We start from the raw sequence: 16,052 nt of genomic DNA, 5'->3' as shown, positions 1-16,052 counted from the left end.
AACCATGAAGCTGTAATGTTGAAATTTTTATCATTTTATAAAACTAAATACATGGGTAGGAACGTCTATTATCTGTGAGCTAAAGTTAAGAAAGTTTATAGTGATAAAGGTTTACGAATTTTACATATTTACTATTTTTAATAGTGTAATAGATTTTTATATTTACTCTACATAGCAATAATAATGTGGGGATTTTTACAAACAACTAGATGAAGTTACAGAAGTAATGGGGGAAATTGAAATGGAGCGGAATCATCGTTATATTGCTGGGTTAGATGGAATTAGAGCTATTGCAGTGTTGGCTGTAATTGCTTACCATTTTAGCTTCAGTTGGGCTAGGGGAGGCTTTTTAGGTGTAGATATATTTTTTGTTTTATCTGGTTATTTAATAACGTCTATTATTTTACCCGAACACGGAAATCAGCTAGATTTTAGCTTACGTAAATTTTGGATGGGACGTATTCGCAGGTTACTGCCAGCTGCTTATGTAATGATCATAACTACTTCCGCATGGGTAGTTTTGTTTAATAGAGAGCTATTAACCACTATTCGTGGAGACGCGATTGCTTCTGTTTTTTATGTAAGCAATTGGTGGTTTATTTTTCATAAATTGTCCTATTTCGATAGCTTCGGTTCTCCGTCACCATTGAAGAATTTGTGGTCTTTAGCGATAGAAGAGCAGTTTTATCTAGTTTGGCCCCTAGTACTAGTTACAGGATTAATTGTTTTTAAAAAACGAAGCAGGTTTTCAATGATTGTGTGGATTGGGGCATTATGCTCTGCACTATGGATGGGCATTCTTTTTCAACCAGGCGAAGACCCTAGTCGTATTTACTATGGAACAGACACTCGCTCCTTTGAGTTGCTCATAGGTTGCTGGCTAGCCATTGTGTGGCCAATGAAACGATTGTCTTCTAATAAACTTCCTACTCAATTGAAATACATGTTGAATTTAATAGGTTTCCTTACATTTAGTATTTTTATCGTTTGCGTATTATTTGTGGATGAATATACATCATTCCTTTATAGAGGTGGCATGTTGTTATTTAGTCTAAATGCAGCAATTCTAATCGCTTGTGTTTGTCACCCTAGTAGCTTTTTAGGGTATCTACTTTCCTTTAAGCCTCTTCGCTGGATTGGCACAAGATCATATGGTATCTATCTATGGCATTATCCGGTTATGGTACTAAGTACTCCTGTTCAAGAAATAGGAAATCCGGTATATGGGCGAGTAGTATTACAAATAGCCATTATATTGATTATTGCAGAGCTTTCGTATCGTTATATAGAAATGCCTATTCGAAAACAGGGGTTCCGGTTATTTTTCCGACAACTTCTTCCAATGAATCTACTAAATTGGAGAAGCGCTTCTTTAGCTAGAAGATTATCCACTATGCTTGTATTTATGGTACTCCTAGTGTTTTCTGCAGGGATCACGGGTATCGTAGAAGGTGAAGAGCAAAAGGAGATAATGGATTCACGCCCTACTGAAATCAAAATCAGCAGTGCGATTGAACGAAAGTCTTTAGTAGAAGATAAAATTGAAAAAGAAGTAGAAAAAGAAAATAAACAGTTAGAACAAGCATCTCAAGAAGAAAAGAAGGAAGTAGTTTCTCCATCAATCAAAAAAGTTTATAAGGAAGTATTAGCTATTGGAGACTCAGTTATGCTGGATATTGCTTCAAGCCTTCATAAAGCTAACCCTAACATTACGATAGATGCAAAAGTTGGAAGGCAGGTGTCACAAGCTGTTAAATTGACACCAGATTATGCAGCATTTAATCATCCAGATAAAGCAGTTATTATTCAATTAGGAACAAATGGATATTTTTCAGAAAATCAAATTGATACTTTACTTAACTCTTTTTCGAATGCGGATATTTTTTTAGTGAACACCCGTGTACCACGTCCATGGGAAAGTAAAGTAAATCAATCTCTACACGAAAAAGCCAAAGAGAATGACAATATTACATTAGTTGACTGGTATTCTGTAGCCCTTAGCCATCCGGAATATTTCGCAGAGGATGGTGTACATTTGATGCCTAAGGGAGTTCAAACTTTAACATCTCTGATTAATCAAATGATTAGTAGTGGAACTGGTATCTAATTTTTTCTAGCAAATTAGAACATAGTCTTAGATTCAGATTGATCGTAACGTGAACTAGCGTCAGGCACCACATATGGACAATTTCTCAATTTTTGTCCATATGTGGTGCCTAGTATTTTTTAGTTTACATTAAACCAAGAGATGAAATTGCTTATGCAAGTTTAAGGGATTTTTTAGTAATATATAAGATAAATTGTGTCTTCTCTAGATAGTAGAAAAATGGAGGGAATTAATATTGAAATCTCTAAAACGAATGCTCTATGAATTAACGATGGATAAAGACTTTGTAGCTTTAAAATTTCTTATCGATCGTCCGAATGTCTTCCATGTTGTTGGGGCTACCCATTTAGAAACATGGCATTCTAGGTTTTTATCCTGGCTTTTGGATCCGACTGAAAGACATATGCTAGGGTATTATCCTTTTCAGAGATTCTTAATGGCCGTTGCCGAATCGGCAGAAGAAAACATAGACGATATTACCGATATAGCGATGCTGAATTTGAATCAATTCAGAAATCCTGAGGTTATAGCCGAAAAGGATATTAATAAACTAGATTTCGATGAGCAGGAAACAATCGAGGAAATAGAAAATAATGACGACAAAGGAAGGCTAGATGTATTTTTTAAGGTAAATATCGTCGATGAAAAAGACCCTAGCAAAGAAAAAAAGTTAATCCTAGCAGTTGAGCAAAAGGTATATGCAAGAGTTGACGTGAATCAATGTAATAAATACTTAAGAAAGTTTGAAGAGAAATTCAAAGACGAAACGTTTCTGCTTGTAGGCTTAGTACCAAAAAGCCAATTAAAAGAATCAAATGAAGCAACATTTGGTAGTTCAAAATGGTTTGGAATCGATTATCAACAACTAGTAGACATTGTTCTAATGCCTTGCCTTGAAAATCCTGATTTAAGTATATACGCTAAAACCATCATTCAGCAGTATGTAGATGCATTAAGGATGCCTTATAAGGGTAAACGTGAAAAATTAGCTACAATAGAAGAAGAACGCACCTTAGTTTGCACGATTTATGATCGCTTTGAAGATGTTTTTAAAGCAATAACGAAAATATCAAATGAAGAGGACAGTGAAGAAAGGAACTATGTTAACACTGTCGTGAACGAAACCTATGGAGAAGTTTTTAGAACGATCAAATGGATCCTTAACGAGGAAAACGATGTAGAGGAGTTATGGAATTTTTCGACACCATTCCAAAGAATCATTTATAAAAGATGGGATGAGCTTAACATAGTCATTAATTATAAGAGTGAAGAAATCGTTATTTATGGAAAAACTGTTTCAGAGCTTTGGAAAAAGACTTTACTGTGGATTGAAGAGCATAATCTCCCTCTTCGTCAGCTAGTAGAAGAAGGCTTTATTCTTGGAGGCGGAAACAGAGGAAACCGTTATGCAATAGCATTCCAACCAATCCATAAAGACAAAAAAGCATTTGCCTCAATCCATACATATGAATCTATCATAACGGATAAAACTTACTACCTTGAAACCAAAATTAATCCTGAAAGTGGTATGAAAACCATTGCTAAACTACTAAAAAATTTAGGTGTATCGGTAGAAACACCGCTTCTAGAAAGGGTGGAGACTGTTCTGATATAGAAAAAGGTGTCAGGCAATACTCATGGACAAATCATTTCATTTTGTTCATGAGTGGTACCTGACACTATTTATATTTTATGATAACAATGAATACAATCAAATAAAATTAAATATTCAAGCTGCCCGCGATAAAGTTTCAGTAGCAGGATGCGGATAGGTGTTTTTATGATTACAAAAATAGGGTCCAGACATGGTAATTTATTAAATATGAACCATTGTACAAAGCATTTCAATCAAGGAGGAAATATGAGTATGCAAAAATGAGTTAAAGCAAATTATCAAAGAAACAATTGCACCGTTATTTAAAGCAAAGGGATGTAAGAAGAAAGTCAATAGCTTTGCTAAAATATTTTCTGACTTTTCTTGGACAGTAATATCAAAGGAGTGAGGAAGGTAAAATGAATCAATCCTATTTTTATTTAAAACTAGAAACACATCAATTACATATGTCTTATAAGAATGAAAAACGTCGCGTGCGTGTTTTATTGCCGAAAAATTATGATAAAGATGAGGCTAAAAGTTATCCAGTTGTCTATATGCATGATGGACAAAATGTTTTCTACAGTAGTGAAGCTTATAGCGGGTATTCATGGAAAGTTATTCAGGCAATTAAACGAAACCCCGATTTACCGAAGATGATTGTAGTTGGGATAGATAATGCTGAACAAGATCGAATTAATGAATATACGCCTTGGGTTATTACTGAAAGCCCACTTCCTGAAGATATTGAACTAGGCGGAAGAGGTGCGGAGTTTGCTGAGTTTGTCATGACCGTCGTGAAGCCGTTTATCGATAAGCATTACCGAACTAAATCGGATAAATATCATACAGCGATGATTGGCAGTTCACTTGGAGGAAATATTTCGGCTTTTATGGGTATTGAATATAAAGATCAAATTGGTGGTTTAGGCATTTTTTCTTTAGCCAATTGGATTACAAGTAAAGCCTTTGACAGTTATATTGCTAGAGAAGAGTTAGATCCTGAACAACGCGTGTACATTCAAGTTGGGACTCAGGAAGGTGATGATGCCGATCGACAATTGATGTACGGTAATATGAAGCAGGCATATATCGATTGCTCACTTAAGTATTATAAACAAATGATAAAAGGCTCTGTCCCAATTGATAGTATTCGTTTAAATATTTTTGCGGATGAAGAACATGATGAAAAAGCTTGGGCGAAGCATCTGCCAGAATGTTTACGTTTCTTAAGTGAGAAGTGGTCTTGAATGAACTGAATAATTATATTTGACTGAATTAGATCATGGGAGGAATCTATCACCTTTTGAATTTTTTGAAAGTTTAGATTGATTTTAATATTAAAATAATAGTATTCTAGTTTTAAAAATAATGAATGATATTATTCTGCGAAAGGAACCTATTTTATGAATTATATTTTGATATCACCATATTATCCAGATAATTTTCAGTCATTTGCTCATCGTTTAAAAGACGCAGGTGTCAATGTTTTAGGAATTGGCGAAGAGCCATATGACCAATTAGGTTCCGAATTGCAAAACGCTTTAACAGAATATTATCGAGTGTATAATTTAGAAGATGTAGATGAAGTGAAACGTGCTGTTGCATTTTTATTTTATAAACATGGTCCAATTGACCGCATTGAATCCAATAACGAATACTGGTTAGAACTTGATGCGCAGTTGCGTGAACAATTTAACGTGTACGGCAATAAACCGAATGACTTGAAAAAAGTTAAGTATAAATCTGAAATGAAGAAGCTGTTTAAAAAAGCAGATGTGCCTGTTGTAGAAGGAAGAATCGTTAAAACTAAAGAAGAATTATCTAAAGCCATTGATGAATTAGGACTGCCAGTTATTGCTAAACCAGATAATGGAGTTGGATCAGCTGCAACCTTTAAATTAAGTTCAGAAGAGGCTGTACGTCATTTTGAAGAAGAATGGGGAGAAGCACAAGTGTACTTCTTAGAACCATATGTCGAAGGAGGCGTGCTTTGTACATTTGATGGTTTAGTGGATCAGAAAGGGAACATTGTTTTCCAAACTAGCTTTACATATAATGTGCCAACTCTGGAACTCGTTAAGGATCAGTTGGATTTAGCTTATGTGATTCAAAAAGAAATTGATCCAAAGCTCGAAACTTATGGAAAGGCGATTGTGAAAGCATTTGGCATGAAAGAACGCTTTTTCCATATTGAGTTTTTTAAATTAGAAGATGGGGATTATGTTGCACTTGAATATAATAACCGCTTGGCTGGCGGCTACACGATTGATATGTACAATTTCGCGTACTCTATTGATTTATTTGCTCAGTATGCTTCTCTTGTGACAGGAGGAGAATTTAAGGAGTCCGATGCCGAAAACCAGTTTTGTGTCGGTGTAACACAGCGTGATGCGTATGGGTATAAACACGATACGAATGCTATTTATGAACGATTTGGCGACCGTGTGAAGTTTGAACGGCGCATTCCAGATGCATTTGCGGAACTCCAAGGAAATCAATTTTATGCGATTAATGCAGATTCGTATGAAGAAGTCGATGACATTATCCGTTTTGTACATGGTCGAAAAAATAAGGAATTGGAGATTCTTCTATGCATTTAGAACAGTTAAACCATTGGAGTGGCGAATTAGGACGTGAAATGCCGTTGAACAGATATGGACACAGTGGCATGCCAATCGTAGTTTTTCCTTCATCAGGAGGGACACATTTTGAATACGATGATTTTGGAATGATTGATGTGTGTCATGACTTTATTGAATCCGGAAAAGTTCAGTTTTTTACATTGGCTAGTATAGATAGCGAAAGTTGGCTGCATGACTCAAAACCGGCGCATGACCGTGCATTAGCTCATGAAGCATATGACCGTTATGTGATTTCAGAAGCTATTCCATTTATTAAACATAAAACAGGTTGGTTTGATCCAATGATGACAACGGGGTGTAGTATGGGGGCATATCATGCCTTGAACTTTTTCTTGAGACATCCGGATGTCTTCCAAACAACCGTTGCACTTAGTGGTGTTTACGATGTGCGTTTCTTTTTTGGGGATTACGGAAATGATCCGCTTGTATACGAAAATTCACCGAGTGATTACATATGGAATCAAAATGACGGCTGGTTTATTGATCGATATCGTTCAGCAGATATCATTATTTGTACCGGGCAGGGTGATTGGGAACAGGATGGGCTGCCTTCATACTTTACATTAAAAGAAGCCTTTGAAGAAAAGCTAATTCCAGCATGGTTTGATGAGTGGGGCGAAGATGTTTCGCATGATTGGGTTTGGTGGCGATGCCAAATGCCGTATTATTTAGGAAAATTACTTTAATAGGGGTACCTCCAGCATTTTGGAAAAAAACCATAAGCGGTATGGAATTAAGGGAAAACAAGGGTTGTGGGAACGTCCGCATAATTTTACGCTTCTTTATCAGCATTTTGGATAGCCTGAAAAAGCACAAAAAGGAAATGAATGAAGTTTATTTAAAATCGGAGTTCAATGACCAAAAAGAATATATATTTTCAGGATAGTTGTATAACAAGAAGGTCTGTATCGGGTAAAGACGGTAGGACTATGATGGGGATATATAATTACACTAATAGTGGACAGTGATTAAAATGCAATCCATTGGATAAAAAAAATATGAAATTGTAAACTCACCAGCATCAATATGTGTTTCCACATACATCGTGTCACGTTTAGTACGTGTCGCATTTAGTTCTTAAATAAATCTACCACTAATCATTCAAGCCACGTTGAAATGGCTGTAAAGATTATATTAATTGAAGGCAACTAACCCTATACAGGGCGTTGCCTTTTTACGTTTTCTTATCCATTGCAAAATAACAAAGAAAAAATTGGAGTGAATTATTAGCCTACCATCAACTTCATCTTTAATCCGGTCAATCAGATAATACGAAATATAAGGAGTTAATTCATCGAGGATTAAAAAGCTGGAGTTCTATTTTTTACTAACAGATATTGCCAACAACTTTCTCACCTTATATCATTAGGTATAAACAGAATGGTAAAGGGGGGAGCAATTTATGATTTCAACAAAATTAGATTCCATTATAATTACTAGAATTAGAGATAAAGACGTAAGATCCATCGTCGATTGGTTCGATTTGCATAAACAAACCTTCTATAAACTTGGTTTTTCCTATTTTAGTAATCAGCAGCAATTGGAAGAGCTTTTTTACCGGTCTATATTAAAAGTCCACAAGGAATTGCCTCGATTTAATAATGAACCATCTTTCGAAACATGGGTTACATCTATTTTCATACATACATGCCGGGAGCTATCTGATGATAGAGATTTACTATCTTCAGAAGAAAGTGAACCACGTCATGATTTATTAAAAGCACTTGATCAATTAAAAGAGTACGAGAAAGACGCAATGGTCCTTACATATGGATTAGGACTCTCCCAGGAGGAAGTGGCACATCTTCTCCAATTTTCAGTGGAAAAGATGAAAGAGCTTTTGTTTTCTGGAATCTATTCACTTAGAAAAAAAATGGAGTACGAATCGAGCTTTAATGGCTGTAAGGAGTTTCATAAGGATTACATCGATTATTTAGAAGGAGCCATGGTTCGATCGAAAAAGATCGATCTTGAGGTACATATTTATCATTGTCAAGAATGTCAGGAGGATCTGGCTACTTTTCAGGAAGTCATGTTAACCATGTTGAATCTTTCTGAGAGGATTAAAGAATTGCATGTGCCATCTGGTTTCATGGATAAAGTTAAAGATAGGCTGGCAGAACAGGATAAGCAAAGACAACATAAGATCAAGAAACGTAAAAGAAGGGGACTTGTTTTCGTAGGTGTATTCGCATTTTTAATAGGTATAGCTATTGTTACCGGGATATTTACCAACCTCTACTATACCTGGACTGAAGATAATCAGGAATTACGTGCCTTTCTTCAACAGAACCTAGGTGAAAGGCTGAACCTGGAAGCGGAAAGTGATGGAGTGAAAATTACGATCAAGAGCGTGGTTGCTGATGATGTGCAGACACTTGTTTTTTATGAAATAGAAGATATAAAAGAAAATAATCAATATGTGATGGAATATCATGATGGGGTTTTTGTAGAGAACGAGCATGAAATCATGAGATACGTAGCAAATCCAAGGTATTATCCTCTTGACCTTAAATCGGATGTAAATAAAGAAGCAAAGAACGTGTTTCAAGGGAAGATTAGTCTAATGCCACTCGAAAAGGATAAAGGGACAATTAAACTCAAGATTATTAAGCTTCAGAAGTTGATTCGTGATTCCTCTGAACAAAATTCTTTAGTAGCTTACGAGAACAGGGAACTTAAAACAGGGGATTGGAATTTCGAGATCCCTGTTACAAAAATGCCTTCCAAAGAATATGCATTGGATGAAGTAACAGAAGTCGAGGGGATCCCTGTTCGATTTGATAAACTAATAATTGCTCCAACAACGACAATTATGCAATATGCTATTAATTATAAACAGTCGGAAAAGAGAATAGATGTTCTAAATTTTGACAATCTAGAAGTGAACAATCAAAAAGTGAAAGCTGATATGTATGGTAACTCTTTTTTAGATTTACATCATGAAATAAATTGGACTCCATTTCAAGCATATTTTGACCCTCTTTTTGGTGAAAAACCAAAAGAGATCAACGTTCAATTTAAATCTGTACAGTTAACGTTTGATGACCCAAAAACAATCCAACTAGATGCATCACAAGAATATCCTCAATCCTTTGAATATGCAGGCAGTACAATCTCCATTGACAAGGTGGAAGTCGGACAGCCTACCCATGTAGCCATAAGCAATCATGAAATCAAGAATCGAGCATTTGATTCGCTTCAATTCCAGATTGTGAGTGAGGATGAAAGTGAACCTCTTTCAATGGAGATGAATACTGAAGGTGTGCTTTTGGATAAAAACGGGATTGAATACGATATGAATAAAAGCCCTTTCATATATGAAGAAATTGAGCAGCCTCGTTATTTACTTACAGTTCAAAACATATGGTTACGTAGTAACAATGCTGGAGAGAAAGTGATTCCTAAAAAGCTGGAGATTTATGGATATAATACAACAAAATATTTAGATGATGTTGTGAAGATTTCCTTGGAATAATATGTGATTGCGATAGGGCGTTCAGCAGGAAAAGACGTCAGGTACCAGTCATGGACAAAATGTCAAATTTTGAAAATGACTGGATTTTTTCTGGGTTCAACTGGTTTTCTTCATCTAGGTTTAGCAAGCTTCTCCCACTGAGAGATGTGACAGGGGTGTCACGATGAAAATTTGGAAAACAATTATTTGTTCGTCATGGGTGGGAGTGTATCTATCAAGTGGATAGCAAGTCCCATGTCTTGTATATTTTTACACATTTTCGTACACAAGAATAAATTCGTATATTTTTTTCAAACAATCCTAAATAAAATGGTTGTTATTTACAAGATGGTGGTTTTTATTTGAATATAAAACCAAGCAAGATTATTATTTAGAATAAAAAAACTAAACCATATAGTACGTTTGTTTAAAATGTTGTATTATCAACATTAAACAATCATGTAAAGCAATTTCATAAAAGGAGGTAACGCCTTGGTATCATCGAAAGACGTTGCAAAACATGCAGGCGTATCCCAAACGACCGTCTCACGTGTATTAAACACGCCTGAATTAGTAAAAAAACCTACTCTTGATAAGGTTATTAAAGCAATTAACGAATTAAACTATATACCTAATGCGCATGCACGATCACTTGTTCAAAATAAAACAAATACAATTGCCCTTTTATCCGGACCACTACACAACCCATTTTTTGTTGATACTACATCCGCCATTATCACATATGCAAATGAAATGGGGTACCGTGTAAACGTACAATACGTAAACGATCAAAAATTACCTGAAGCATATGCAACTGCTTTTGAAAACAGAGTGGATGGCATCATTTTATCGTGTATTTTGATTGATGATCCGATTTTCGATAAGCTCAAACAAATGGATATTCCATTCATAACATACAATCGTAAGCACAAAAATAATGAAAACTTTGTTGAAATTGATAATTTTGAAGCTGGATACTTATCTGCAAAAAATATGATTGAGCTAGGGCATAAAACCATTGCATGGGTTGGTGGACCATTGACCGTCAGCACATTTAACAATCGTTATTTAGGATTTCTTCAAGCGATGAAAGATTATAAATTACCATTATCCGAACAATATATCTTTAACACTGATACGTCTAAACAAGATATTTCACGTGCTTTTCAACAATTAATGAAACTCGATTACCGCCCTACTGCCATTTGTGCTGGTGCAGATTCACTAGCATTAAATTTGATAGACAATGCCATTAGTGAGAATATAATTATTCCAGACGACTTAAGTATCATTGGGATTGATAACGTAGACCTTAGTCATCATGGATTAATTCAATTAACTACTGTTGGCAGTATCTCAGAGCAAAATCTAGGATACTTGGCGATCTCTGAATTGATTAAAATGATAGAAAATAAAAAAAATTATTGCATTAAAATAACTAAACCTGTTAAAGTATTTAACAGAAGAACAACTAGAAAAATAGAGAATAAACAATAAAATTGTTTTTTCTATTTTGCGAAAAATGAATACGTAACCATTTTATGTGACATGGTTCATAGTACAAGCTCTTTCAACCTTCCCTTCTTGAGGGAAGGAATACCAAGAATTATTTTCTTTTCTCAAAAATGGTTACGTATTCAGTCTATGAATATACTAAAGGGGTGGTATATTGACAATAAAATTGTAAGTGCTTACAACCAAAAAGGGGAAGAGTTATTTTTTTTATATCAAAAATGGTTACGTATTCATTATAAAGGGGTAGTATATTTACAAAATAATGTAAGGGGTTACAACCGAAAAAGGGGATGAATTATTTTATGAAATGGAAAAATCGTACACATGGTGCAGAATCACCATACATACCAGCTGGGACTTTTAAAATTAGGTTACCTTTTGTTCATTACCGTTTTGAATGGCCAGATTATATTCAGGGTCTATTAATGTGTGCAGTAGACTTAGGAGCTATTACTCTATTAGGACAACATTTAGGCATGCCATTCGAGGTTGCATTAGCGGTTGTTGTATTAAATGGACTGCTTTATTTATTTCACCATATCCTCGGTGATCCTGTTATTCCAGGATGGATTACACCAGCGATTCCGCTAATTGTTTTGTTTGTTACTCAATTTGATGAGGGGCCTGATCGGGTTTATGCACTGATTGCCTTTCAGTTAACCTTAGGTATTTTATCAATCATTCTTGGTGTTACGGGCTTAGCTAGTAAAGTTGTTCATATGGTCCCAAATGCAATCAAAGCAGGAATTATTCTTGGAGCTGGTATTGGAGCCGTAGTTGCCGTATTTGGTGAAACTGGCCAATTCGGCAAATTCCCAATTACCATTACAATCTGTATTGGTTTTGCCTTTTTCCTTACTTTTTCAAAGGCATTTGAACAAATTAGAAAAAAGAATAAAGGATTTTTATTTACTCTATTAGGAAATCTCGGTATTCTTCCAGCGATTTTTCTCGCAGTTATTGTCGCTCCGCTATTTGGAGAAGCAAAATGGCCTGATATTCAATGGGGATTTAGTAATCCGGATTTTGCTACCCTTTGGGCGGAGTATACTGTATTCGGATTAGGAATTCCAGCTGTATCTTTTTTTCTAAAAGCACTCCCTGCCGTACTAGCTACTTACCTAGTAGTTTTCGGTGATGTTCTTAAAACGAAAGCATTGCTTTCAGAATCGGATGTCGTAAGAACCGATGAAAAAGTTGATTACAATCCAAACCGTGCACATTTAATTTTTGGTGGAAGAAACGCAGTGATGAGTATAATTGGTCCTGATATTACCATGTGCGGTCCGATGTGGGCAGCGATGCAGGTTGTAGTAATTGAACGCTTTAAAGAAGGAAAAAAAGCGATGAATGCCTTATTTGGAGGAATTGGATCTTTCCGTTGGGGCACAAATACCGGATTATTATTATTGCCAATCGTAGGTTTGGTTCAACCGATTCTTCCCGTAGCATTAGCTTTGACTTTGCTGGTCCAAGGGTATGTAAGTGTCCGGATTGGGGCTATGCAGGCGCGAAGCCAACGTGATTTAGGAATTGCTGGTGTTGTAGCTGCTCTCCTTGTAATCAAAGGTGCTTCATGGGCATTTGCAGTAGGAATCCTACTTTGCTTCTTAATTTATGGTAAAGACTTCTTTAAAGGAGAAGTTGATCAAACATTTGTAAAAGATTCTTTGGAATCATCTAAAAAAGAAGATTTGAAAGAGGTAAGTTAAATGAAAAAGCAATATTACGTAAACGGTGAATGGAAAACTACAGAGAAATTTGCAGATCTCCACTCCCCTTACTCTAAAGAAGTAATCGCACAAATTCCACAAGCAACACGTGAAGAAGTGGAACAAGCAATTGACATCGCCTACAACACTAGTAAACAAATGGCAGAACTGACCGCCTATGAGCGTGCAGCGATTTTAGAACATATTGCAAAACTATTCATAGAAAACCGCCAAAAGGCAGCTGAAATTATCTCTTTAGAAGCAGCAAAGCCAATCAAATTCGCATTGGGAGAAATAGATCGTACGATTGAAACCTATAAATTTGCGGCTGAAGAAGCAAAACGATTAACTGGAGAAATGATTCCGATGGATGCTGCGAAAAACGGAGCAAACCGCTTCGGTTACACGCTCGAGCAGCCACTTGGTGTAATTGGGGCCATTACACCCTTTAACTTCCCGCAAAACTTAGTAGCACATAAAGTGGGGCCTGCGATTGCAACCGGAAATACAATCGTTCTTAAGCCTGCATCACAAACGCCACTTTCAGCACTGTTTTTGGCTGAATTAATTGATCAAACGGCTTTGCCTAAAGGTGCCTTTAACGTTATTACAGGTAGTGGTAGAACCGTAGGAGATACTTTGGTTACAAGTGACAAGGTAAAGATGATTACCTTCACTGGCAGCCCGTCTGTTGGGATTGGTATTCGCAACAAAGCTGGGTTGAAAAAAGTTGCTCTTGAACTGGGCTCGAACGCTGGATTAATCATCGACAAAAATGTTGATTTATCCCAAATCGTTCCTAAATGTGTTGCTGGAGCTTTTTCAAATCAAGGTCAAGTTTGTATCTCATTACAACGTACCTATGTAATGGATGAATTATTCAATGAATTTATTGAACAATTTACAGCTGCTACAAAGCAGTTAGTGATTGGCAGCCCACTTGCAGAAACAACGGATATTTCCGCAATGATCAATCCTGATGAACAAGAACGGGCACTTATCTGGGTGCAAGAAGCTGCCCAGAACGGAGCTGAAATCGTAACAGGTGGCAAGATTGAAAATGGAGTCTTCTTGCCAACCATTTTAACGAATGTAGACTCCACTCTAAAAGTATCTTGCCAGGAAGTTTTTGCACCCATTGTAGTTGTAAATAGAATTTCTTCTGTCGAAGAAGGAATTGTAGCAATTAATGATTCCAATTATGGCCTGCAAGCAGGGATTTTCACAAATGACATTCAAACAGCATTCAAAGCTTCAAAAGAGTTTGAAGTAGGCGGTGTCATGATTAACGATATTCCAACGTACCGTGTAGACCAAATGCCGTACGGTGGCGTAAAGGAAAGCGGCACGGGTAAAGAAGGATTAAAATATGCAATCCATGAAATGACGGAAACGAAGCTTGTCGTTTGGAATCAAAATTAAGGAGTGACCCAAAATTGTCTGAAAAAATTACCTTTACACCAATTAGTTATACCGGATGGGATTCTCTAGCTCACCTTTTAGATGAAATAAATCGCTTTGATGTGAAAAAGATTCTTGTAATAACTGACCCGTTCTTAATAGACATTGGATTAACAAATAAAGTTGTAGATCCACTTGAAGAAGCAGGGTATTTTACAGAAATTTATAAAGATGTTGTACCTGAGCCCCCTCTAGCAATTGGAGAAAAATTGGTTGCCTACACTCGTGACAATCAATTCGACATGGTTATTGGAATTGGTGGAGGTAGTGCGTTAGATTTAACTAAGCTTGCAGGTGTATTAGCTTCACATGAAGGTAAAGTAGAAGACTACTTAAACTTAACTGGTACGAAAAAGATTACGAAAAAAGGTCTTCCGAAAATCTTAATCCCAACAACTTCTGGAACTGGTTCAGAGGTGACGAATATTTCCGTTTTATCACTAGAAACCACAAAAGATGTTGTAGCGCATGACTATTTATTAGCTGATGTTGCGATTGTTGACCCTGCTCTAACGATTTCCTTGCCTCCAAAAGTAACTGCTGCAACAGGCGTTGATGCACTTACACATGCAGTAGAAGCTTATATTTCTAAAAATGCGAGCGTTGTATCTGATGCATTAGCATTGCAAGCAATTCGCTTAATCAGCAACTCGATTCGCACAGCTGTATCAAACGGTCAGGACAAACAAGCTCGTACCGATATGAGCTACGGAAGTTACCTTGCAGGACTTGCATTCTTCAATGCTGGGGTAGCTGGTGTACACGCGTTAGCTTATCCGCTCGGCGGGCAATTCCATATTGCACACGGTGACTCAAATGCCGTATTACTTCCATATGTAATGGGCTATATTCGTCAAAACTGTGAAAAACGGATGAAAGATATCTATGATGCAATGGGCTTTAGCTCTGTAAATCTTTCACAAGAGGAAGCTTCATTTAAATGTGTAGCAGAGTTAAAAAGATTAGTAGAAGATGTAAATATTCCATCTTCATTAAAAGGATTTGACATTCAAGAGGATGCACTTGAAAGTTTAACGAATGATGCGGTTGAGCAAAAGCGTATATTAGCTCGTAGTCCAATGACTCTATTAAAAGAGGATATTTATAAAATTTATAAAGCTACATTCGACGGTGTTGTCGTTGAAAAATCAGTAGATAGTAAGATTGCAGTCCAAATTTAAAGATTTTTTTGAGCATTCGAGAAGGTTATGAAGGGGTCCGATGTTGCTCCATTTTATATCCTTTGGCGAATAGGCAGGCCGTGAATGGTTACAAGTTATTGGCAAAAAGATTATCGAAGACCTTAATGTTGTTTTGAATGAGACAGCCAGCTCCTGGATTGATAAGGTAAAGAATAATAGTAGCTACGGATCTTCTTAATCTAGTAATAGGGCCGGATTCTTAATGAGTCCGGCCTTTCGCTAGTAAACTAAGTATTTTTAAGAATAGAGCGTTACCCCTAATAGTCAGGAATCGACAATCACGTAGATGGGATTTCAGCGAAATTTTAATAAGTCAAATAAGGATAGGATAAAGATGAGCAATAAGCTGATGGAGTAAA

The 16,052-nt window shown here is 36.3% G+C and carries 10 protein-coding genes; all 10 read left to right on the top strand.

Annotated features, from left to right (window positions below):
• Positions 1–241 precede the first annotated feature (241 nt).
• The 10 genes from G3O09_RS03935 to G3O09_RS03890 all read left to right on the top strand — a co-directional run bounded on the left by G3O09_RS03935 (position 242) and on the right by G3O09_RS03890 (position 15,672).
• Complete coding sequence (locus tag G3O09_RS03935; protein WP_163100176.1) at positions 242–2,107, top strand: acyltransferase family protein; 1,866 nt, start codon at positions 242–244, stop codon at positions 2,105–2,107.
• A gap of 235 nt (positions 2,108–2,342) precedes the next feature.
• Positions 2,343–3,722: a PD-(D/E)XK nuclease family protein gene (locus G3O09_RS03930; RefSeq protein ID WP_163100175.1), complete on the top strand. Its 1,380-nt coding sequence runs from the start codon at positions 2,343–2,345 to the stop codon at positions 3,720–3,722.
• Between the two features lie 398 nt (positions 3,723–4,120).
• Complete coding sequence (locus G3O09_RS03925) at positions 4,121–4,951, top strand: alpha/beta hydrolase (RefSeq protein ID WP_163100174.1); 831 nt, start codon at positions 4,121–4,123, stop codon at positions 4,949–4,951.
• A gap of 156 nt (positions 4,952–5,107) precedes the next feature.
• On the top strand, positions 5,108–6,304 hold the full coding sequence (locus tag G3O09_RS03920; protein ID WP_163100173.1) for an ATP-grasp domain-containing protein: 1,197 nt from the start codon (positions 5,108–5,110) through the stop codon (positions 6,302–6,304).
• On the top strand, positions 6,295–7,032 hold the full coding sequence (locus tag G3O09_RS03915; RefSeq protein ID WP_163100172.1) for an esterase family protein: 738 nt from the start codon (positions 6,295–6,297) through the stop codon (positions 7,030–7,032). The genes G3O09_RS03920 and G3O09_RS03915 overlap by 10 nt, the downstream gene beginning before the upstream one ends.
• A gap of 716 nt (positions 7,033–7,748) precedes the next feature.
• Complete coding sequence (locus G3O09_RS03910) at positions 7,749–9,824, top strand: sigma-70 family RNA polymerase sigma factor (protein ID WP_163100171.1); 2,076 nt, start codon at positions 7,749–7,751, stop codon at positions 9,822–9,824.
• 471 nt (positions 9,825–10,295) lie between these two features.
• Complete coding sequence (locus G3O09_RS03905) at positions 10,296–11,300, top strand: LacI family DNA-binding transcriptional regulator (RefSeq protein WP_163100170.1); 1,005 nt, start codon at positions 10,296–10,298, stop codon at positions 11,298–11,300.
• A gap of 320 nt (positions 11,301–11,620) precedes the next feature.
• Positions 11,621–13,030 carry a hypothetical protein gene (locus G3O09_RS03900; RefSeq protein WP_163100169.1) on the top strand — a complete coding sequence of 470 codons (1,410 nt, stop codon included), beginning with the start codon at positions 11,621–11,623 and terminating at the stop codon, positions 13,028–13,030.
• Positions 13,031–14,452, top strand: a complete 1,422-nt coding sequence (locus G3O09_RS03895; protein WP_163100168.1) for an aldehyde dehydrogenase family protein — start codon at positions 13,031–13,033, stop codon at positions 14,450–14,452.
• Between the two features lie 14 nt (positions 14,453–14,466).
• Entirely contained in the window at positions 14,467–15,672 is a 1,206-nt protein-coding gene (locus G3O09_RS03890) for an iron-containing alcohol dehydrogenase (RefSeq protein ID WP_163100167.1), read from the top strand.
• The last annotated feature ends 380 nt before the right edge of the window (positions 15,673–16,052 follow it).

Origin of the sequence: Peribacillus alkalitolerans (genome assembly GCF_010882125.1) — a bacterium.
GTDB classification, from domain to species: Bacteria; Bacillota; Bacilli; order Bacillales; family DSM-1321; genus Bacillus_BN; species Bacillus_BN alkalitolerans.
The sequence above is the reverse complement of the archived record's forward strand: the minus strand, read 5'-3'. Positions and strand labels throughout refer to the sequence as shown.

Excerpts from the sequence above, each read along its gene's own strand:
- G3O09_RS03935 (WP_163100176.1), top strand. The coding sequence starts at position 242 with ATGGAGCGGAATCATCGTTATATTGCTGGGTTAGATGGAATTAGAGCT.
- G3O09_RS03925 (WP_163100174.1), top strand. The coding sequence starts at position 4,121 with ATGAATCAATCCTATTTTTATTTAAAACTAGAAACACATCAATTACAT.
- G3O09_RS03920 (WP_163100173.1), top strand. The coding sequence starts at position 5,108 with ATGAATTATATTTTGATATCACCATATTATCCAGATAATTTTCAGTCA.
- G3O09_RS03915 (WP_163100172.1), top strand. The coding sequence starts at position 6,295 with ATGCATTTAGAACAGTTAAACCATTGGAGTGGCGAATTAGGACGTGAA.
- G3O09_RS03910 (WP_163100171.1), top strand. The coding sequence starts at position 7,749 with ATGATTTCAACAAAATTAGATTCCATTATAATTACTAGAATTAGAGAT.
- G3O09_RS03900 (WP_163100169.1), top strand. The coding sequence starts at position 11,621 with ATGAAATGGAAAAATCGTACACATGGTGCAGAATCACCATACATACCA.
- G3O09_RS03895 (WP_163100168.1), top strand. The coding sequence starts at position 13,031 with ATGAAAAAGCAATATTACGTAAACGGTGAATGGAAAACTACAGAGAAA.